Raw genomic sequence first — 20,524 nt, 5'->3', positions numbered from 1 at the left:
AGGAAGCAAACTATGAGCGGGGGGAATGATTGGGTTCTTCATAGCCCTGTGGAAGCTCCTTTTAGGGGGGATGGGGAACTCACAGCTATTTTCACTATACGCAATCCTTCGGGGATACATGTACGTCCGGCAGGAACTATTGTGAAAATGTTTGAAGGCGAAGAGTGCGAAGCCACTCTTACCTATTTGGGAAAGACTGTGAATGCTAGGAGTGTTATGAGTATTCTTATGCTGGGAGCTTCCTACAACGGTGAGATTGTTGTGCGCATAAAAGGCCGCTCGGCTCCTCGAGTGATGCAGAAACTTGCAGAGGCTTTTAATTCTGGATTCGGAGAGTTGTAAATGAGCACTACGAATCAAAACTGGGAGTTGCAGCAAGAATTTGTAATGTTTGGAGAACCCATTGTTCCTGGGATCGGGTTAGGAAAGGCTTTATTGCTAGGGAAAACCTCTTTAAGAATACGAGAGCTAACGCTTCCTCAGGAAGAAGTGGAACATGAGATCAATCGTTATTACAAGGCTTTGAAGAGGTCTCGATCGGACCTTGCTGCTTTAGAAAAAGAAGCTAAGGGGAAGCAGGGCTATCAGGAAATTGCTTCCATTTTGCAGGCACACCTAGAGATTATAAAAGATCCTCTTCTTACAGAAGAGGTGGTTAAAACAATCAGAAAAGATCGTAAGAATGCAGAATTTGTTTTTTCTTCTGTAATGGGAGAGATCGAGAGATCTTTATGTGCGGTGCAGAAGACAACAGCTGCGGCTGTAGATCGCGTTCAGGATATCCATGATATTTCTAATCGTGTAATAGGACATTTATGTTGCCAGCATAAAAGTTCCCTAGGAGAGTCTGATCAGAATCTAATAGTTTTTTCGGAAGAGCTTACTCCTTCGGAGGCTGCTAATGCAAACCCTAAGTATATTAGAGGGTTTGTGTCTCTAGAAGGATCGAAAACTTCTCATACAGCAATCGTTTCATTAGCAAAAAACATTCCCTATGTAGCTAATTTTGCTTCAGAATCTTGGGACAAAATCAAAGAGTATAATGGGACTGTGGTTCTTATTAATGGCGATAGGGGGGAGATCACATTCAATCCTAAGTTGAGTACGATTCAAACCTATTATAGGAAGCCTGCGGCCGTTTCTGTTACCGTCCCCATTTCGATAGAAAAAACTCTTCCGCGTATTTCTCTTTCAGCCCAAATAGTGAGTGTGAATGAGCTTCCGGCTATTGCCAAAGAGTCTCCAGGAACGGCTATAGGTCTGTTCCGTTCGGAGTTTATGGCTTTTTCTTTAGGACGTTTACCTTTTGTTGAAGAGCAAATTGCTCAATACACTGCATTGGTGCAATTTTCTTGTTCTGGCACTAATGTATTGCGATTGTTTGATTTTGGAGAAGATAAAACTTGTCCCTTTATTTCTTCTTCTCATCGATCTGTGCGTTGGTTGTTGGAACAAGAGACTGTTTTAAGAGGACAGTTACAGGCAATCGCTATAGCGTCTCGAAAAGGAAAATTAAAGGTTTTGATTCCTGGAGTGGTGGATGCTTTAGAGATCATTTTGGTGAAAAAAATATTTCAAGAGGAAGTCCAACAGCAAAAAGGGGTGAGTGAAAATGTTTTTTGGGGGAGCATGATAGAGATTCCTTCTGCCGTTTGGATGATAGAGGAGATTTTACAGGAAAGTACCTTTATAGCTTTGGGAACTAACGATCTTGCTCAATATACACTAGGCACTTCTCGAGAACGTTCTCTTCCTGGCATTTGTACTCGAGTTCCACATCCTTCTGTCATTAGAATGATTCATCATGTTTTAGCTCGGGCAAAACAAAGAAATGTCCCCGTGTCTGTATGTGGGGAGATGGCTGGAGATCCCGCTCTTTTGCCGATGTTTTTAGGGTTTGGAGTACAGGAACTATCCGTTGTAACTCCCGCAATAAATTCTTTGAAAAGGAGACTGTTAGATTTGAATGCAAAGGAGTGCTCTCGGCTAACGAAACAGCTATTGCGGGCGAAAACATACGAAGAGGTTTATAAGCTCTTGTATGCGTGACGGAGGTTAGAAGGGCATTCCCATGTGCATAGCAGACATTTCGCTATCCAAAGCGGCCTTTGCTGCTTTGAATGCGGCACGAAATAGGTCCGCTACTACTTCGGGATCTTCAGGGTCTAGGCAATCGGGTTTAATTTTGACATCGACAAGATCGCATTTCCCGTTAATGGTCACAGCCACAAGGCCATTCCCAGCCTCTCCTGAGAAGCGTTTTTGCTCAAGAGAGGCTTCCATCTCCATGAATTGGCGTTCTAGCATTTTAGCTTCTTTTTTCTTTTTAGCGTAACCGCTACCCATGTTTTGGCTCCTTAGTTAAGACTCCAGAAAATTCTACAACAGCGAATTGCAATAGTGTATCAATAGCAGCAGCTTCAGAAAAGGCGGGGGCATTAGAAGACGGGGCAGAGACTTTCTGCACAGGAGTCTCTTTCTTAGGCTGCGAGGGGGACGGGGTGAGTAAACTTCCTTGAGAGAGCTTAGGTGTTGTTGTGGTTGTTGTTTGTAGAGAAGGTTTTGCTTCTTGTACAGGTTCAGTGTGTGTGTGTGCAGGCTCTATCGCAAGGGATGAAGAAACAGGCTGTGATTGAGGTTGGGCAGGCTGTCGTATTTGCGAAACAAGTTGAGAAAGCGTAGGTCGAGCATAGATGCGCAGAAGGCGAATAATCACCGTTTCTAAAAACGTTTTTTCAAATAATGCAAGATGAATATGTCGAGCAGATTCTCCCAAAAAATCAAGTATTTCTAGTAACACTTCGGAAGAGTACTTAATTGCTATGGAATGAAATCTTTGAGAATACTGTTTTAAGAGGAAACTGCGAAAAAGTAACGTTATATCTTGAAGGAAGTGAGATGGTGCTACCCCCGTATGCATAGCGTCTGAGACGGGTAAAAGAGCTTTTTCGTAGTTTTGTGTGGTGATGGCTTCTGCAATTTGGTACAAAGTATCATCGGAAAGAATCCCCAAAGCTTTAGCTGTGTCTTCAGGAGTTAAGGATTCGGGGAACAACCCTACTACATAATCATAAAGAGACTCTGCATCTCGAAGACTTCCTTGTGCAGCTTTGGCGATAGGGAGTAGAGCCTCTCGAGAAGTTTCTGTTCCTCCTAATTTTGCGATAGTCAGGAGCTTATCAATGATAGTTTCCTCAGAAATGCGTTTTAAAAGCATTTTTTGGCATCGACTGGATATCGTATTAGGAATTTTTGCAATTTCCGTAGTAGCAAGAAAAAATTTCACATGGGAAGGAGGCTCTTCCAATGTTTTCAATAATGAGTTGAAGGCCTCTTTGGTTAGCATGTGCACTTCGTCGATGATATAAATCTTATAACGAGCCTTTGATGGGACAAAGAGGACGGTTTCGTTAATTTGTCGAATATCTTCGATGCCTCGATGGGAGGCTCCGTCAATTTCAATGACATCCATCGAGGTGCCAAGAGAAATCTCTTTACAAATAGCACATTGGTTACAAGGTTCTTGATTTTCTGTAGGGGACAGGCAATTCAGGGCCTTGGCGAATACTCGAGCTAAAGTCGTCTTCCCAGTCCCTCGAATTCCAGAAAATATGTAAGCATGGGCGGAACGATGGAGGCGTAGAGAGTTTTTGAGTATGGATACGACCATATCTTGGCCAAGGATCTCTGAAAAGGTTTTTGGGCGATGTTTTCTTGAGGAAACTTGATAAGAGGTCATAACTAAAGAACCGGCTACGCTATCTTGCTAAAAGAATCTATAAATAGATCTAGTGAGTCTCTTTGTTGATTAGTTTACGCATTTTCCCCTGTATTAATCTACTCTAACTTACTTAAAAAATGGGGCGATGAATCGAGGCGGTGCTCGTAGAGAAGTCATCGAACAGAAGATTTATTAGTCCCTGAAAAAATGATTCGACACCCAGCCTTCCCTGTTTCATGTTCCATGCGTATCAAAAAATCTGAGTGTTGGGAGAAGGCGGGATGATTTTCTACGATCACTACGGTATGGCCTAAGGAGACCAGGTTATTTAACTGAGATAGTAGGGTGTATTTCTGTTGGTTATCAAGAGAAGCCGCTACTTCGTCTAATAGGAATAGTGTGGGATGTTTGGGAGGAAGGAATACGTGTTTCGTTAATTTCACGAAAATTTTTTCACTCAGAGAAAGGGAGGACATATTTTGTCCTAAGGACAAATATCCCAGTCCATTGGTAATGAGCGTTTGTAAAGGTTTTTGAATTTTTTTTAAGAAAGGAAAGGTTTCGGCGATTTCGTTTAATGAAACTTGTAGCCACTGCCCAAAATGTTTGCCTTCATAGACAACTTCTTGCACAAGCGGTTGCACACGAAATCCTCCGCATGTTGGACAAGAGCGTTTTTCCATGGCATAGAAAGCTCTATCAATCCACTGATACCCAAGGCCCCAACAATCTGAGCATTGTCCCTGTTTCGTGTTTGGACTGAACATGGAAGAAGGAATATTTAAAGCTTTGGCTTGTGTTAAAGAAGAAAAGAAATTTCGTAATGAAGGAGCAATATCGAAATAGGTGCTGATGTCCGAGCGAGAAGATGCGGATTGAGGGTGAGAATCTAGGAAAATTATTTCAGAGAATAAAGAGGGGTCTTTCTCAAGTGTTGCGCAGCCGCTTTTATAAATGCCTTCTACTAGCAAAGTAGTTTTGCCTGATCCTGATCTTCCAGAAATCGTTGAAAGGCTGCGTAAAGGAATAGAAAGCTTGTCTATTTGGAGGGCTGCGGTTGATAAAGATACTGAGAGCCCCGGGGTTTTCTTTGCAGTGTGCGTACTTAGAGATAGGGGTTGAGGATTTTTGAGGGAACTGGTCTCTAATAGGCGTCCCCCGTTAGGTCCGGATTCCGGGCCTAAATAAAGAACGCAGTCCGCATGTTGGGCAAGATAGCCCTCTCTATCTGTCGCTACTACAGTATTGTGATTAGCAGCAAGTTCTTTAATAACGGATAGCAAGGAAGGAGCGTCTTCAGGATGAACGCCTGCCAAAGGGTCTTCTAAAAGATAGATAATGTCGGTAAGACCTGAAGAAAAAGTTTTGGCTAGTAGGAGGCGGTAATGTTCCCCGTCGCTTAAAGAACTTTGCTCTTGCCCTAGGATAACGTAGCCTAACCCCACGCGTTCGAGAAGCTCAAGTTTATGGAGAATATCAGGAACAAAAGGGAGGGGATCTTCTAAAGAAAGAAGAAATTGTTTTAAAAACGAGACGTTCGCTTGATAGATGTCTGATAAAGAAGTGTTATGAATACAACTATAGAGCTCGTGGGCATACGTGCCGAGGCCTTTGCATTGATCACAAGGGGTTTGGGAGAGGAGGTCGGATGGCAAATCTGACGGAGATTGCGAGAGCATAGCCTTGGTGCATAGAGTGTTGAACCCAGGATGATGCTGAGTTCCTAAGCAAAGATTTTGAAACGCATCATCATCCATCTCCAAGAACAGAGTGGTAGAGGGAATTTCCAAGTCTTCGAGAAGAGAATAGATAGGCGAGGGATCTTGGTTGGGAAAGAGGCTAGTGAATAGCGATAGAGGAGTGTATTGTGCAAACCTTTGTTTGTAGGGAAGTATAGAGAATGTTGTTAAAGAGCCTCTTCCATGACAACAAGGGCAAAGATAGGTTTGGTCCCCAGAGGGCAACTGTTTTCCTTTAGGAAATAGATTTCCTTCAGAATCTTGTAATCCTAGCTTGTAAGTTTTAGAAAAGGTCTTTCCCTGGTGCTCAATATGTAGGCAAACAGAAGGAGATTTGCTGAGGGCTAGAGAGAGCGAAGCCAGAATGGAAGGAGTATTTTTTTCTAAAATTTTTGCATGGTGAATGACAATGGCTGGGTCCTTCAAAGAGGGCGGGAAAGGCCCCTCTAGATCGTAGAGTTGTTCATTAGCATAAAGTTTTAAAAATCCTTCCCGAAGCATTTCTTGCGTGTAGGAGAAAAAATTTTCTCCTGAAGGGCAAGGAATAGTAATGGTTACGTATCCTTGCGTGTAATCTGTTAGCAATTTTTCAGTAATAGTTTGAGGAGAGACTTCTCGCAATGCATCACCAGAGATTGGGGAATAGGGACGTCCCATTCGAGTGAAAAGTTCTTCTAACATTTCGGAGATTCCCAATGCTGATGCTATAGAGAGAGTCGAGTTTTGTGCCTGTTTTTTTTCTATTGCAATAACAGGAGACAATCCCGTTACCTTATCAACGGCCGGGAGAGGCGTTGTTTTTATGAGAGCTTGTCGAATATAGGGAGGGAATAGCTCTGCATAGGCAATGTTTCCTGCGGCATGCAAAACATCAAAGACTAAAGAATGTTTTCCTGAGGCCGAAGGGCCTGTTACCACAGTTAACGCGTAACGAGGAATAGAAACATCTATATGTTTTAAATGATGATGGTGAGCATTTGTAATGGTAATAGCTGCTGGAACAAGAGGTTTTTGTCTGGGTTCAGGGAGAAGGGGGAGTTTTTGGCTTTGAGATAAGAAAGGCCGAAGGGCTAAGGCTGTAGGGGTTTGTTTGAGGACAAGTTCTTCTGGAGAGCAAGAGGCTATGAGATACCCTCCCTTATTACCTCCTTCAGGACCCAATTCAAGCACGTAATCAGCAACTTTCACTATGTGCATGTTATGTTCGATAATGACTACGGAGTGTCCTTGGTCAACAAGAGTCTGTAAAACATGAATCAACTGCTTTACATCATGGGTGTGCAGACCCGTTGTGGGTTCATCTAGCACATATAAAGTAGGATGTTTAACGGCGGAGAATAGTTCGCAGGCCAGTTTCAATCTTTGAATCTCGCCTCCAGATAAGCTGTAGAGAGGTCTGCCCAGAGGGAGATAGTGTAATCCTAGGGTACACAAAGCTTGAATTTTGCTATGAATACTGGGTTTATCTGCGAAAAAGGTTTCCGCCTCACACGCTGTCATTTCTAGAATATCGGCGATGGTTTTATTTTTATAACGGATCTCTAAGACCTGAGGGAGAAATCGTTTCCCCGAACAGGAAGGACAGGTTATGGCATCTTGATTGTCGTTAGTGGTTATGGAGCCAAGCCCTCTGCATTCTAGGCAAACGCCTAGCGGGGTATTGAAACTGAAATGACTTTTCGTTAACCCTAAGGGTTTACAGCGAGGTTGTTCAGCAAATAACTGACGCAGCTCATCGAAAGCTTTGATATAGGTCAAGGGGATAGAACGTTGAGATCGCCCAGGAAGATCTCTGTTGATATGAATGAGCCGAGAAAGCTTCCCCTGAACAGAGAGGGAGGGGCAGGAACCTTGTTCGATAAACTCTTCTACACAGGGAACAAGAGTATCATTAATAAGAGAAGATTTCCCAGATCCAGACACCCCAGTTACAACCGTCAATTGTCCTAAGGGAAAAGAAACAGAAAGATTTTTAAGATTATGTGCATTTGCCTGGGACAGAGTGATGGTTCCTAAGGAGCGTTTGCGTTTGGAAGGAATAGGAATGTGCTGCTCTTGACGCAGATATTGTGCCGTTATGGAGTGGCTTTTTGTTATAAATTCCTTAGGTGATCCATTGAAAACTACTTCGCCTCCAAAAATTCCTGCTCCAGGTCCAATATCAATGACTCGGTCTGCAAGAGAGAGCATTTGTTCGTCATGTTCGACGAGCAAGATCGTGTTTCCTTGGTCGCGGAGCTTTTGAATAACCTCCATCAGCTTATGAGTATCTTGGGGATGCAGTCCAATCGAGGGTTCATCTAACACATAAGTAACTCCCATAAGCTCAGCCCCTAAGTGTTTAGCTAATGCCGTGCGTTCTTGTTCTCCTCCGGAAAGAGTATTTATGGCCCTTTCTGGAGAAAGATAAGAAAGACCTAGGTCTCTCAGCATGATTAGGCGAGCTTTCAAACCTTGAATGACCTCCTCAATAGCAGGTTCTTTTTGAGGAAGTTGGTTCAGAAACTGCAATAGCTCTTGAAGAGACATTTGTTGCAAATCTGCGAAGCTTTTGCCATGCCACCGAGCGGCATTAGCGTAATCACTAAGACCTGTTTTTTTGCATCTGGGGCATGCTGTATACGAAGTTCCTTTAGGAAGATAACGAGAAGGCTTGTTTGAGAAGCGGATTTTTTCTCCTATTTCATTCAGTACGCCTTTCCATTGTTTATGTGTTTGGGTTTTTTTCCCCAAAGTTCCATCAAATAGTGTTACTGGGAGAGAGAGACCTTCTTTTCCATATAGAAAAATATGCTGGATGTCAGGAGAAAGATTTTGCCATGGGGTACTAAGATTAAACCCTAAGCTATCTGCTAAAGCTTGGTAGATCGTTCTGTGTAGAAAGGTTGCACAATTTCCTGCAAAAGGACAGCAATTTTTTTCAATGGAGAGAGCCTGTTGGATGATAGAGGGATCCTCTATAGATACAAAAATTCCAGATCCGAGGCATTGAGGACAACGATTTTGATGACTATGGGAGGAGAAAAGATCTGGGGATAATGGTGAATAAGTTGTTTGTGTGTCCAGAGGGACTGCTTGTGTAGAAAAGAAGAGCTTTTGGTTATCAAAATGTACGCAACATTCTCCGCGGCCAATGTCTAATGTTGTGAACAAACTGACTTTTAAGCGAGGGGTATTGGAAGTATTTTTGATTAGCGTATCAATAACAAGTTGAGCAGAACCAGGGACTCCTGTTGCAAGAAACTTATGAATCGGGAAGATCTCTCCGTTAATCAAGATTTTTGTGAATCCTTGACGGAGGCATTCGCGGATACCCAGAACATCTCCTGCAGGCAAGGGGGCTAGTAAAGTAAGCTGAGTTCCATCTGGAATAGCTGCTATTTCAGCAAGAATTTTTTCTTTGCTGTACAGGTTTAAAGGGCGTAGTGTAACGGGATCGTAAGCTTGTCCGTCTAATGAGAAAAGTAGCGCTAGATAAGAGTTAATTTCCGTTGTACTGCCGACAGTTGCATGTGTATGTTGTTCGAAAAAATTTTGCTTTACAGCGACAGTTGGGGATAGCCCTTCGATCTTTTTCACAGCAGGGGTTGGCAGAGAGTGAACTCTGGTTGCGAAAAAAGAAGGAAGGGTTGCGATGTAGCATTTTCTTCCTGCAGCATAAATGGTATTAAAAGCGAGGGAAGACTTTCCGGAGCCAGAGACTCCTGTAAACAGAACAATTTCTTTGGGACAAAATTCTACCGTGACATTTTTTAAATTTCTTACGGTGATTCCAGAAAGCCTAACAATAGAAGACATGCAACAGTAAATATTTATGGAGTTACTTCTTCTGGCAAAGGAGACAAAACATCATTTACGGTGGTTAGAGTAAGGTTATTGGTGTCTTGCATTCCAGCTCCTCGGCTAAAAACAAGAATTTTATCATAATTGGAAAGGATACCTTTTTCTACTCCATAGACACAAGCTTGGTGGCGCCAAACTGTGCGGTTGGATTCTAAAGTCAACATGGGATATACGCCCCATTCTACTGCTAAACGATAATATACATTGCGGTTTGGGGTAACGGCGATAATAGGAAGATAAGGGCGGTACTTAGATAGAAACATCGGGGAGCCCCCAGTTTGAGTGTATACAATAATCGCCTTAGCGGAAGCTTTTTCCGCAATTTGGATTCCAGAAAAGCCTATCGCTTCAAGATATGGAGAGACCTTGAGGGCGCTATTTTTGTCATTAAGTTGAAAAAAGGCGTGATAATCAAAAGTTTTTTCCGTTTCTTGGATAATGGATCGCATGGTTTTGACCGCCTCTATAGGATAGGCTCCTGAAGCTGTTTCACCTGATAACATAACAGCGGAGGTTCCGTCATAGATAGCATTGGCCACATCGGAGACTTCGGCTCGAGTAGGAAGGGCATTCCGAATCATGGATTCGAGCATTTGCGTTGCAGTGATACAAAAACGACCTGCTTCTCTGGACGCGCGGGCCATAAATTTTTGTAAAGCGGGGACTTCGACAATAGACAGTTCAATGCCAAGATCTCCACGAGCAATCATAATTCCATCGGCGGCCTTAGCTATTTCCTGAAAATTTTGTACTCCTAAATGATTTTCGATTTTGGCAATGATTGGCAAATTAGGGCGCCCAAAGTTTTCTAAGACCTTGCGCATGCTTTCGATGTCTTCGGTGCATCGGACAAAAGAGGCCGCGATGAGATCGAGTTCTTGCTCGACTCCAAATTTTAGATCGGCAATATCTTTCTCTGTCATGAAAGGAAGGGCTACGTCGATGTCTTTGATGCTGAGCGATTTGTTAGATTTTATCTCCCCAGAATTTTGAAATTCTATCTCAACCGAATTCTCCTGAGCATGAACTACAACGGCTTGGATATATCCATCATCAATGAGAACAGAAGCTTGTTCTTTAATGTATGGGAACACGCAACTAGGGTAAAGAGTGACTCCAGCTTCCTTAGATCCTAAGATTTCCTTATTTGTGAGAGTAAGGCGGTCTTTGGGGCTGACCTTTATCGGAGATTCTACTTGGCCTAAACGAATTTCTGGTCCCTTTGTGTCCAGCATAATAGCTAAAGGCACTTGTCTTTTCTGGCGTAATTCTTTGAGAATGGCGATGGTGCGGCTGTGGCTTTCATGGGTCCCATGACTGAAATTAAGGCGAGCTACATTCATCCCGGCATCCAGAAGCTTTTCTAGCATTTCTGGGGTATTTGTTGCTGGGCCTATTGTACAAATAATTTTTGTTCTAGCGATCATAAGACGGGATTCCGATATTGGTAAGTGGAATATCTTCTTAGGATATCTGAAATAAAAGAAGCCTTCAACTATACAAAATATTTAGTGGCGGGGCTAGTTAGGCCTTACAAAGGCGTTCGATGGGAATTTGTGTCGAGAAATGGAAATATGCGAGAATGTGTTGGGTAATTTGATCACAAGTCAACCCGACAGTTTGTAAAATAGTTTCAGGATCTCCATGTGGGATAAACAAATCAGGAATGCCTAATGAGAGAACATCAGCTTTGAGATTGTGCTTGTTTAAGAACAGGGAAAATTCTGCAGCTAATCCCCCATGAATAGAATGTTCTTCTAAAACCACTACTTTTGAGTGAAGGGAAAGTAGTGATAGCAAAAGTTCTTGATCTAAAGGTTTAATAAAAATGGGATCTACGACTGTTGCGGAAATTCCGTGGTCAAGAAGCTGTTCTTTGACCGCTAAAGCAGTATCACACATGTGCCCAAGGGAGATAAGTAGCAGATCGTCTCCTTGACAGAGAATTTCCGCTTTGCCAGGAAAAATAGGAGAAAACGGGAAGGAGCATTCAGGTGCTTCTTCACTAGCTGGGAGGTTAGGATATCGAATAGCGCAGGGCGATCCCCAAAGCAATGAGGAGAAGAAAAGTCTCTCAAGCAGGATTGCGTTTCTTGGCTGGCAAATCACCATGTTGGGCATGGCACATAAGAAGCCCAAATCGTAAATGCCGTGATGGCTGCGCCCATCATGAAAAGCTAATCCCGCGCGATCGATAGCAAAAATTACCGGAAGCTCTTGCATGCAGACGTCATGAAATACATTGTCCATAGCTCGGTGTAAAAATGTGGAGTAGATAGAACAAACTACAGGAGCTCCACTTCTAGCTATTCCTGCTGAAAAGGTTACAGCATGGCCTTCCGCTATTCCCACATCTGTGAAACGATCCGGAAATTGTTTACGAAAATCTTCCAAACAAGACCCCAAGGACATGGCAGGAGTGACCACATGCAAGCGGGGATATTTTTCTCCCAACCGACATAAAATATTCCCCGCACGTTGGGGAAAAGAAACGGGAGATGCTGCTGAAGAGCTTAAGGGTTTTTTTTTGAAGGCTAGATCTTGAAAATAGGCTTTTACTCCGTGATAACGAGCCGGGTCTTTTTCAGCCTCTGCTAAACCATTTCCCTTAACCGTGCATACATGGAAAAGAACAGGACAGGGGAGGTCTTTGGCTGTTTGTAGAGCTGAAACGAGCTTTTTAATGTTATGTCCGTCGATAGGTCCTGTATACTGAATGCCGAATTGTTCGAATAAGGGATGGGATAAGGATTTTAAAGCAATATTAGCTTTCTGCGTTAGCTTGTCTTTATAGCGAGAAAGACCTGGAATTTTTTTAATCCAGGAATGAATTCTTTGAGATATTTTATTGATTTTTTGAGGATAGATCCATTGAGAGATCCCTTGGGGGATATTGCCGACATTCTCAGAGATCGACATTTGATTGTCATTTAAAATGATAATAAATTTTGATAAATCGGAGGGAACATTATTTAGAGCTTCTAGGGTGAGTCCGCAAGAAAATGCTGCATCTCCTAGTATAGGAAGAATATGTGAAGAATTCCTGGAACATCCTTTGGCTAACCCTAATGCTAAGGAGAGCGCGTTCCCTGCGTGGCCTGAGAAAAATAAGTCGTGATCAGATTCTAAAGGGCTTGTAAATCCGCTTAGACCATCATCATGCCGTATGTGGGAGAAAGCTTCTGTATTGCGCCCTGTTAGAAGTTTATGTACATAAGCCTGGTGTCCGACATCGAAAATGAACCGATCCTCAGGAGAATTAAAGACATAGTGCAAAGCGACAGTGAGTTCCACTACACCCAAATTGGAAGCCAAATGGCCGCCTGTTAAGGAAAGATCTGAGAGGATTTTGTTACGAATTTCATCGCATAACAGGTGGAGTTGATCCAAAGACAAAGAACGTAGTTCTTGGGGAGATTTGATGCGTTGTAAAAACGGAAAGATCATACAGGCTCCCTTGCGATAAAGGGCTGCATGATGGGTTGTCCCGAAGAATCCTTAACAATAGAACCGTCTGGGTTTAATTGTAGTTGAAAACTTTGCTGATCGATACGATTTAAATGCATTTCGCCTTGGCGAATTAGAGAAAACATCTCTTCATAGATAGCCAAGATGGCCTCCATAGAATGGCTGCCATCGAGTTCCTCTTGTAAGCCAAGAAGGCGTTGTATGATCTGATCTAAAGGACTTGCGTCGGGAACGAAGGCTTCCTGCATAGCTGGCTATGACTCGCTCCGTTGATCGGAAAGTTGCTTAATACGAGCTTCGACTTCTTGAATGCGGGATTCACATATACGCATTAACTGATCGGCTTCTTCATATAGGGCTAGTGAAGTCTCTAAAGACGTTGTCGGCTGGTTCATGAGATCTGTAATCTCTTCCAAGCGTTTCATTGCGTCTTCAAAAGGAACTTTTTCTATATTTTTAGCCTTGTTTGTCATTGTTTAGCCAAACTTCTTTTACTGATAAAATTGCCTCACCATCTTGAAGGCGGACGCGTACAAGATCTCTCTGTTTAAGAGCCGCAGCCGAAATGATAACAGAGTGTTTATTAAAGTCAAAGAGCTGGGCAAAGCCCCGTTTCAAAACATTTTTTGGATTTAAGGAAGCGGCCTGTTCTTGTATAGCATGACAGCGTTCCCTAGCCTTGCTTAAAGCTTGTTGTATCGAGAAAGAAAGCTCCTCTTGTGAGCGAGAAAGCTGTTGCATCCTGGCTTCTTGTGCATTGGCCATCGCCAAGTGTAGTTTACGGGAAAGCTGGCTTAAAACCAGTTTTGAGTGTTGAGTGTGGTATTGTAAACGGGAGAGTTCGTTTTTAAAACGAGAGGTATAGAGTTGATGTAGGGAGTTTTTGTGTGAATAAAGTTTATTTTTGATAGAAAGGTCGATAGTCTGTTTGAAATCGGCTAAAAGTTTTTCTATGCGGATGAAAATATCGCTCTTTAGCCAGCGCTTGTATTGAGCAAAAAGCTGTTTATACTGCGCAAGCTTAACATCCATAGTTCTTTTTATAGATAAGTGGATGTAATCTAGAGTTTGTTGTGCTGTATGATAGAAATCTGGTGCAGCCAGATTTTTTCTCCAATGAGAGAGAAGATTTTTTTTTGCAGCAAGGAATTGTCTTGCGTGAGAGGAGAGGTGGCGAAGTAAATTTTGAAGCTCTTGATGATAGTATTCGCTACTTTTACACACAATTTCCGCTGCTGCAGAGGGCGTTGGAGCGCGAACATCTGCGGCGAAGTCACAAAGGGTGAAATCAGTTTCGTGTCCAACTGCAGAAATAATGGGAATCGCGCTTGCTGCAACCGCTTTGACTAGGATTTCTTCGTTAAAAGCCCATAGATCTTCGATGCTTCCACCTCCACGGGCAATGATCAGCGTGTCAATGCCTAGGTTTTCTTGATTAAGTACTTGGATCGCTCGAACAATTTCTTGGGCTGCAGTTGGGCCTTGCACTGTGACCGGGTATAGAATCACTTGAAATTGATGACAGCGCCGAGAAAGAACTCGTAAGATGTCTTGAATTACAGCTCCTGAGGGGCTCGTGATAACGCCTATGGTTCGAGCTCCAGGGGGAAGCTGTTGTTTGCGTTTGGGATCAAAATATCCTTCTGCGGCAAGGCGTTGCTTACGTTCTTCAAATTGCAATAATAAATTTCCTTCTCCTGCAAAGGTGAGCGCATAGGCTACGATCTGATACTGCCCTCGTGGGGCATAAACAGTAAGTTTGCCATGAAGAATTACGTAATCCCCGTCTTTGGGCCTACGATCAAAATGTTTGCTTCGGAAATGAAAAAAGGCCCCATTGAGAACGGCCTTGCTATCTTTAATTGCAAAATAGAGATGGCCGCTTGTTTGCAAGGAGACGTTACTGAGTTCTCCTTTAACCACTACGCGAAGGAAATGGTTTTCCAGAAGATTCTTAACGGAATCTGTGAGAACAGAAACTTCTACAGGAGGAGATGTTATCGACATAGGTAAGTAGATTTATGAGATAGCGACCTGTTGTATAATAGCAAGAAAACTCTCCGGAGATAAAGAAGCTCCTCCAACTAGAAGACCATTGACATCTGGACAGAGGGTTAATGCATGAGCATTATCAGCTTTTACAGATCCTCCGTAAAGAATGGGAGTGCGATCGGCAGTGTCTTTAGACACTAAATTTTTGACGGCGTTCCTGCAAAAAGCATGAGTTTCTTGAACGAGGTCAGGATTTGCCACTTTCCCTGTGCCGATAGCCCAGACAGGCTCGTAAGCGAGAATGAAAGGGGCTTTTTCTGGAAGCAGAGATAACCCTACAGTGAGTTGTTCTAAAAGAATATCTTGAGTTGCTCCGGCCTCTTGTTCTGCTAGGGTTTCTCCGATGCAAAGAACCGGAACGATGTGGTTGCGAATAGATGCTAGGAGTTTTTCTGCAAGAGCTTCATTTTGTTCGTGGAAGACGTGCCGTCTTTCCGAATGCCCAATGAGGACGAAATCGACGCCGATATCTTTGAGCATTGGAGCCGAAATTTCCCCAGTAAATGCTCCTGAATCCACCTCGTGTAAAGTTTGGGCTCCTAAACGGATAGGGGTATTCTTTATGATTTGTTGACAGGCAGACAGAATTGTGAACGGGGGTATAATCCCTGTAACGATTTTTGGATTAGAGAGTATTTCATTAGAAACAAAATTTTTGAAAAAAGCTTGAGCTTCGGAAAGAGTTTTGTTCATTTTCCAGTTGCCAAAAACAAATTGTTTCGATGTCTCAGAAGGGAGGAGATTAGACCAAGTAGGAGAGGATTCTGTAGAAATTTCTTTATTTGTAAGCATGGAATTCCTGAATAACTTGTGCACTCATTTCGTAGAGTAGATCAAAGCGTAATATTCGATTTCTTGCAAGAGGAGCTGATTTTATCCGATTTATTTTTTATTGATTTGATATAAATCTTTCGGATGCGCTAGCTAATTTTCTTTATTTTATTTCTTGTTCATAAGTTTCTGAGTATCAAACTTTCTCTTTAGTTGCTGATAATCGTTAGTTTTCCCTACCATTTCCCCAACCTCGGCTTTATAGCCAATCACATAGGGGGAATAGGCTGTAAAACTTCTTTAGAGTAGTTACGTTTCCCCATAGTTTAATAGTCAAAATAGTTGAGTCGAAAACTCTACCGTTGAAGCAGCGGGGAAAGGAGGGTTTTAAGCGAAATTTCCCCAAAATGATGGAGTTTCTGCGTTAATGATATAGAATTATGAGTCATAAAAGTTTTTCCATTCTTACAGTACAGGAGCAGGGAAAGGAATTTGAGAAGTATTGTAAGTGGCTTTTAGAATGTGATCCTAAGTACAAACTTGAGTTAAAGGAAGTTTGGCTTCAAGCAGATTGTCCAATGGAGATCAAGCGGAAACTTAATCTGCAACAAGATACAAAAGACCGTGGTATCGATCTTGTTGCAGAAACTTATACAGGAGAGTTTTGGGCAATCCAGTGTAAATGTTATGACCCACAATCCAGTATTCAACGGAGAGATATAGACTCATTTCTCTCCTTTTCTGCCAAGGTCGATGAATCTTTACGAGCACGTTTTTCATTGCGGTTGCTGCTTCATACAGCGCCTCTCAGCATGTCTTGTAAGTTCGAAATTAATAGCCAAGGAAATGTTAGCTCACAATATCTCACAGTGGAGGAATTCGATAGATGGAGAAACTCCCGAATATCTCTGCTTAGACCACAACTTAAAACTCCTAGGTTTTATCAAGAAGAAGCGATTTGTGCTATTGAGGAGGGGTTTGCGACACATGATAAAGGCCGTATTTATATGGCTTGTGGCACAGGGAAATCTCTTGTTGGATTATGGGTCGTTCAGAAACTGCAATGTAAGTACACACTTGTTCTAGTTCCTTCGATTGCGCTAGTTGATCAGATGTTTCGTGAATGGGCGAATAACTCTGATTTCTACACATTTCGTCCCATTTTTGTTTGCTCAGACGATACTGTTGGTAAAAAAAGAAAGTTCGATGATGAGGGGATGTCTGTTTCTGAGCTGGGGTTTCCAGTAACGACGGATCCAACAAGAATTCTGGAATTGTTGAAAAAAGAACCAGATGTTCCAAAAATTATTTTTTCTACGTATCAGTCTTCTCCTAAATTATTCGAAGCTTGCGAGAGAGAGAAGGACTTAATCTTTGATCTTGTTCTAGCAGATGAAGCGCACCGTTGTGCAGGGAAAGTAGAAACCGCTTTTTCTACTGTCCATAGATTAAGAACTCGGCGCAGATTGTTCATGACGGCTACCCCACGGATTTATTCTACTGAGGTAAAGACTCGGTCTAAAAATCAAGGGTTTGAGATCATTTCAATGGATGATGATGAGAAATTTGGGCCTTTATTTTACCAACTTCCCTTCTCTCAAGCTATTGATAAAGACTTACTCTGTGACTATGAAGTGGTGATTCCTTTAATGAGTCATGCCCAGTATCGTAAGTATGCTGAAGAGGGAACATTTGTCCAAGGCGAAGGAATAGGTGAGGAAATTTCCGATCAGGGAAATGATGCAAGAACCCTTGCTAGTCAGATTCTCATAGCTAAAACTATGAAACAATATCATCTTCAGCGCACGATTTCCTATCATAGTCGCACGGCTGATGCCAAGAAGTTTGCCGATACCTTTGAAGCAGCTCTTGAGAAGATTGATCAAAACCAACGACCTGAGAAAATAAACACTAGCTGTATCTTTGGCTATATGACTCATGGCCACCGGGCCAATATTTTAAGAGACTTTAAACTTACAAAAGAAGTGTCTGTTATAGCGAATGTGCATTGCTTATCAGAAGGAGTTGATCTTCCTATTCTGAATGGGATCGCTTTTGTGGATCCTAAAGGTTCTCATATAGAGATTATTCAAGCTGTCGGAAGGGCGATCAGACAAGCTCCTAACAAAGAAAAAGGTTACATAATAGTACCTGTTCTCTTGGATGCCGATATCGATCTTATGGATGAAGATAATATCGAACAAGCTTTTGAAGATTCTTGTTTTAGTCCTGTTTGGAATGTGCTCAAAGCCTTGAAGACACATGATGATATGGTATCTGAGCAATTAGATAATTTACGTATAGAAATGGGAAGAGGCAGACTTAAAAATCCTGCTAAACTTTTAGATAAAGTTACGGTTATCTTAAATGATGCCCTTCCTATAGATGGTGCAGAATTTGCTAATTCCCTCACTCCAAAAATATTACCTATTTTTAATAGGAAGGTAATTAAGCAAATATCTGATGGGTGGTGCGAACAGTTTGGAGCTTTATTAGACTTCCTAGAGGAACACGGCCATTGTAAAGTTCCTAAGGGGCATCCTCAAAATCCTTCCTTAGGTGTTTGGGTAAGTACCCAAAGATATGTCTTTAAGAAAGGCAAGCTTTCAGAAGATAAGATAGCAAGGCTGGAAGAGATAGGTTTTGTATGGGATGTTCTTGAAGAAGCGTGGGAAGAGAATTTTCTGGAGTTGAAACGCTTCCAAGAAGAGCATGGTCACTGTAAAGTTCCTGAGGGATATCCTCAAAATCCTCAGTTTGCGTCGTGGGTAAGTGATCAAAGAAAAAATTTTAAGAAAGGTAAGTTAGCAAAAGATAGGATAGCGAGGCTGGAGGAGATAGGTTTTGTATGGAGAGTTCTTGAAGAAGCGTGGGAAGAGAATTTTCTGGAGTTGAAACGCTTCCGAGAGGAACACGGCCATTGTAAAGTTCCCCAGAGGTATCCTCAAAATCCTCAGCTTGCGTCGTGGGTAAGTAAGCAAAGAGTGGATTTTAAGAAAGGAGATCTATCGGAAGATAGGATAGCGAGGCTGGAAGAGCTAGGTTTTGTATGGGATATTACTGAAGAAGCGTGGGAAGAGAATTTTCTGGAGTTGAAACGCTTCCGAGAGGAACAAGGTCATTGTAATGTTCCTAGTGTCTATCCTCAAAATCCTTCCTTGGGTGTTTGGGTAAAACATCAAAGAGAATATTTTAAGTCAGCGAAGTTAGCAGAAGATAAGATAGAGAGGTTGGAGGAGATAGGTTTTGTATGGGATGTTCTTAAAGAAGTGTGGGAAGAGAATTTTCTGGAATTGCAACGCTTCCTAGAGGAACACGGTCATTGTAATGTTCCTCATAGGCATCCTCAAAATCCTTCCTTAGGTGTTTGGGTAAGTACCCAAAGATATGCCTTTAAGAAAGGCAAGCTTTCCGAAGATAAGGTAGAGAGGTTGGAGGAGATAGGTTTTGTATGGGATGTTACTGAAGAATCATGGGAGAAGAATTTTCTGGAGTTGAAACGCTTCCAAGAAGAGCATGGTCATTGTAATGTTCCTAGTGTCTGTCCTCAAAATCCTTCCTTAGGTGTTTGGGTATGTGTGCAAAGAGAAAAATTTAAGAAAGGAGATCTATCGGAAGATCGGATAGCGAGGCTGGAGGAGATAGGTTTTGTATGGAGAGTTCTTAAAGAAGCGTGGGAGGAGAATTTTCTGGAATTGCAACGCTTCCGAGAAGAGCATGGTCACTGTAAAGTTCCTCAGAGGTATCCTCAAAATCCTCAGCTTGCGTCATGGGTAAGTAATCAAAGAGTGGATTTTAAGAAAGGAGATCTATCGGAAGATCGGATAGCGAGGCTGGAAGAGCTAGGTTTTGTATGGGATGTTTTTGAAGAAGTGTGGGAGAAGAATTTTCTGGAATTGCAACGCTTCCGAGAAGAGCATGGTCATTGTAAAGTTCCTCATAGGTATCCTGAAAATCCTGATCTTGGGTCTTGGGTAAGCGTACAAAGAAAAAATTTTAAGAAAGGCAAGCTTTCCGAAGGTAGGATAGCGAGGCTGGAGGAGATAGGTTTTGTATGGGATGTTACTGAAGAAGCGTGGGAGAAGAATTTTCTGGAGTTGAAACGCTTCCAAGAAGAGCATGGTCACTGTAAAGTTCCCCAGAGGTATCCTCAAAATCCTGATCTTGGGTCTTGGGTAAGTAATCAAAGAGTGGATTTTAAGGAAGGCAAGCTATCAGAAGATAGGATAGCGAGGCTGGAGGAGATAGGTTTTGTATGGGATGTTCTTGAAGAAGAATGGGAGAAGAATTTTCTGGAGTTGAAACGCTTCCAAGAAGAGCATGGTCATTGTAAAGTTCCTAGGGGGTATCCTCAAAATCCTGATCTTGGGTCTTGGGTAGGTACCCAAAGATATGCCTTTAAGAAAGGCAAGCTTTCCGAAGATAAGATAGAGAGGTTGGAGGAGATAGGTTTTGTATGGGATGTTCTTGAAGAAGGATGGGAGGAGAATTTTCTGGAGTTGAAACGCTTCCAAGGAGAGCGTGGTCATTGTAAAGTTCCCCAGAGGTATCCTCAAAATCCTCAGCTTGCGTCGTGGGTAAGTACTCAAAGAGCGGATTTTAAGGAAGGTAAGCTAGCAGAAGATAAGATAGCGAGGCTGGAGGAGCTAGGTTTTGTATGGAGAGTTCGTGAAGAAGCTTGGTAGAAATTCTAAAATGTGTGCATATGAAATCCTTATTTTAAGAGGGCTTCAATCTGGATTAATTGATGAAGCTGAACTTCCACTAGGATCCTTGCTATCATAGTCTCGAGAATACTCTGGCGTTCTTTAGTTGTGATACGTTCTTTTGGTAGAATCTGCTCCGACGCATGTTAAATGCATTGTCTGAAAAATAAAAATTCCATTGGGTGATATACACCTAGTCTTACATCTGGGTGATTTAATAGAAA

Annotated in this window: 12 protein-coding genes; 3 read left to right on the top strand and 9 right to left on the bottom strand. The window is 42.3% G+C overall.

Annotated features, from left to right (window positions below; genetic code table 11):
• Positions 1-12: 12 nt before the first annotated feature.
• Together B6E89_RS01845 and ptsP are read left to right on the top strand one after the other, a co-directional pair.
• Positions 13-342, top strand: coding sequence for an HPr family phosphocarrier protein (locus B6E89_RS01845; RefSeq protein ID WP_035406318.1), 330 nt, complete (start codon positions 13-15; stop codon positions 340-342).
• Positions 343-2,049 carry a phosphoenolpyruvate--protein phosphotransferase gene (ptsP, locus tag B6E89_RS01840; protein WP_080132596.1) on the top strand — a complete coding sequence of 569 codons (1,707 nt, stop codon included), beginning with the start codon at positions 343-345 and terminating at the stop codon, positions 2,047-2,049. It abuts the gene before it with no gap.
• 6 nt (positions 2,050-2,055) lie between these two features.
• Here ptsP and B6E89_RS01835 read toward each other — a convergent pair whose 3' ends face one another.
• From B6E89_RS01835 to tpiA, 9 genes are all read right to left on the bottom strand, one after another.
• Positions 2,056-2,346: a YbaB/EbfC family nucleoid-associated protein gene (locus tag B6E89_RS01835; protein ID WP_080121421.1), complete on the bottom strand. Its 291-nt coding sequence runs from the start codon at positions 2,344-2,346 to the stop codon at positions 2,056-2,058.
• Positions 2,339-3,739, bottom strand: a complete 1,401-nt coding sequence (dnaX, locus tag B6E89_RS01830; protein ID WP_080132998.1) for a DNA polymerase III subunit gamma/tau — start codon at positions 3,737-3,739, stop codon at positions 2,339-2,341. The genes B6E89_RS01835 and dnaX overlap by 8 nt, the downstream gene beginning before the upstream one ends.
• A gap of 155 nt (positions 3,740-3,894) precedes the next feature.
• On the bottom strand, positions 3,895-9,258 hold the full coding sequence (uvrA, locus tag B6E89_RS01825) for an excinuclease ABC subunit UvrA (RefSeq protein WP_080132996.1): 5,364 nt from the start codon (positions 9,256-9,258) through the stop codon (positions 3,895-3,897).
• A 14-nt stretch (positions 9,259-9,272) separates the two neighbouring features.
• Positions 9,273-10,730, bottom strand: a complete 1,458-nt coding sequence (gene pyk, locus B6E89_RS01820) for a pyruvate kinase (RefSeq protein ID WP_080123762.1) — start codon at positions 10,728-10,730, stop codon at positions 9,273-9,275.
• Between the two features lie 97 nt (positions 10,731-10,827).
• Positions 10,828-12,750 carry a 1-deoxy-D-xylulose-5-phosphate synthase gene (locus B6E89_RS01815; protein ID WP_080132993.1) on the bottom strand — a complete coding sequence of 641 codons (1,923 nt, stop codon included), beginning with the start codon at positions 12,748-12,750 and terminating at the stop codon, positions 10,828-10,830.
• Positions 12,747-13,019: a hypothetical protein gene (locus tag B6E89_RS01810; RefSeq protein ID WP_080121416.1), complete on the bottom strand. Its 273-nt coding sequence runs from the start codon at positions 13,017-13,019 to the stop codon at positions 12,747-12,749. The genes B6E89_RS01815 and B6E89_RS01810 overlap by 4 nt, the downstream gene beginning before the upstream one ends.
• 6 nt (positions 13,020-13,025) lie before the next feature.
• Positions 13,026-13,244, bottom strand: a complete 219-nt coding sequence (locus B6E89_RS01805; RefSeq protein ID WP_080121415.1) for an exodeoxyribonuclease VII small subunit — start codon at positions 13,242-13,244, stop codon at positions 13,026-13,028.
• Positions 13,228-14,778: an exodeoxyribonuclease VII large subunit gene (gene xseA, locus B6E89_RS01800; RefSeq protein ID WP_080132992.1), complete on the bottom strand. Its 1,551-nt coding sequence runs from the start codon at positions 14,776-14,778 to the stop codon at positions 13,228-13,230. Before xseA ends, B6E89_RS01805 begins: the two co-directional genes overlap by 17 nt.
• A 12-nt stretch (positions 14,779-14,790) precedes the next feature.
• The gene (gene tpiA / locus B6E89_RS01795) at positions 14,791-15,615 is read right to left on the bottom strand and encodes a triose-phosphate isomerase (protein WP_080132991.1); all 825 of its coding nucleotides are present in this window, start codon (positions 15,613-15,615) and stop codon (positions 14,791-14,793) included.
• 419 nt (positions 15,616-16,034) lie between these two features.
• Here tpiA and B6E89_RS01790 point away from each other — a divergent pair, with 419 nt between their 5' ends.
• Positions 16,035-20,279, top strand: a complete 4,245-nt coding sequence (locus tag B6E89_RS01790; RefSeq protein WP_080132990.1) for a DEAD/DEAH box helicase — start codon at positions 16,035-16,037, stop codon at positions 20,277-20,279.
• Positions 20,280-20,524: the final 245 nt, after the last annotated feature.

The organism is Chlamydia suis (genome assembly GCF_900169085.1).
Taxonomy (GTDB): domain Bacteria; phylum Chlamydiota; class Chlamydiia; order Chlamydiales; family Chlamydiaceae; genus Chlamydia; species Chlamydia suis.
Note: the sequence above shows the minus strand (reverse complement) of the source record. Positions and strands in the feature narration are given on the sequence as shown.

Excerpts from the sequence above, each read along its gene's own strand:
- dnaX (WP_080132998.1), bottom strand. The coding sequence starts at position 3,739 with ATGACCTCTTATCAAGTTTCCTCAAGAAAACATCGCCCAAAAACCTTT.
- B6E89_RS01835 (WP_080121421.1), bottom strand. The coding sequence starts at position 2,346 with ATGGGTAGCGGTTACGCTAAAAAGAAAAAAGAAGCTAAAATGCTAGAA.
- ptsP (WP_080132596.1), top strand. The coding sequence starts at position 343 with ATGAGCACTACGAATCAAAACTGGGAGTTGCAGCAAGAATTTGTAATG.
- tpiA (WP_080132991.1), bottom strand. The coding sequence starts at position 15,615 with ATGCTTACAAATAAAGAAATTTCTACAGAATCCTCTCCTACTTGGTCT.
- B6E89_RS01790 (WP_080132990.1), top strand. The coding sequence starts at position 16,035 with ATGAGTCATAAAAGTTTTTCCATTCTTACAGTACAGGAGCAGGGAAAG.
- B6E89_RS01845 (WP_035406318.1), top strand. The coding sequence starts at position 13 with ATGAGCGGGGGGAATGATTGGGTTCTTCATAGCCCTGTGGAAGCTCCT.
- B6E89_RS01805 (WP_080121415.1), bottom strand. The coding sequence starts at position 13,244 with ATGACAAACAAGGCTAAAAATATAGAAAAAGTTCCTTTTGAAGACGCA.
- pyk (WP_080123762.1), bottom strand. The coding sequence starts at position 10,730 with ATGATCGCTAGAACAAAAATTATTTGTACAATAGGCCCAGCAACAAAT.
- B6E89_RS01815 (WP_080132993.1), bottom strand. The coding sequence starts at position 12,750 with ATGATCTTTCCGTTTTTACAACGCATCAAATCTCCCCAAGAACTACGT.
- uvrA (WP_080132996.1), bottom strand. The coding sequence starts at position 9,258 with ATGTCTTCTATTGTTAGGCTTTCTGGAATCACCGTAAGAAATTTAAAA.
- xseA (WP_080132992.1), bottom strand. The coding sequence starts at position 14,778 with ATGTCGATAACATCTCCTCCTGTAGAAGTTTCTGTTCTCACAGATTCC.
- B6E89_RS01810 (WP_080121416.1), bottom strand. The coding sequence starts at position 13,019 with ATGCAGGAAGCCTTCGTTCCCGACGCAAGTCCTTTAGATCAGATCATA.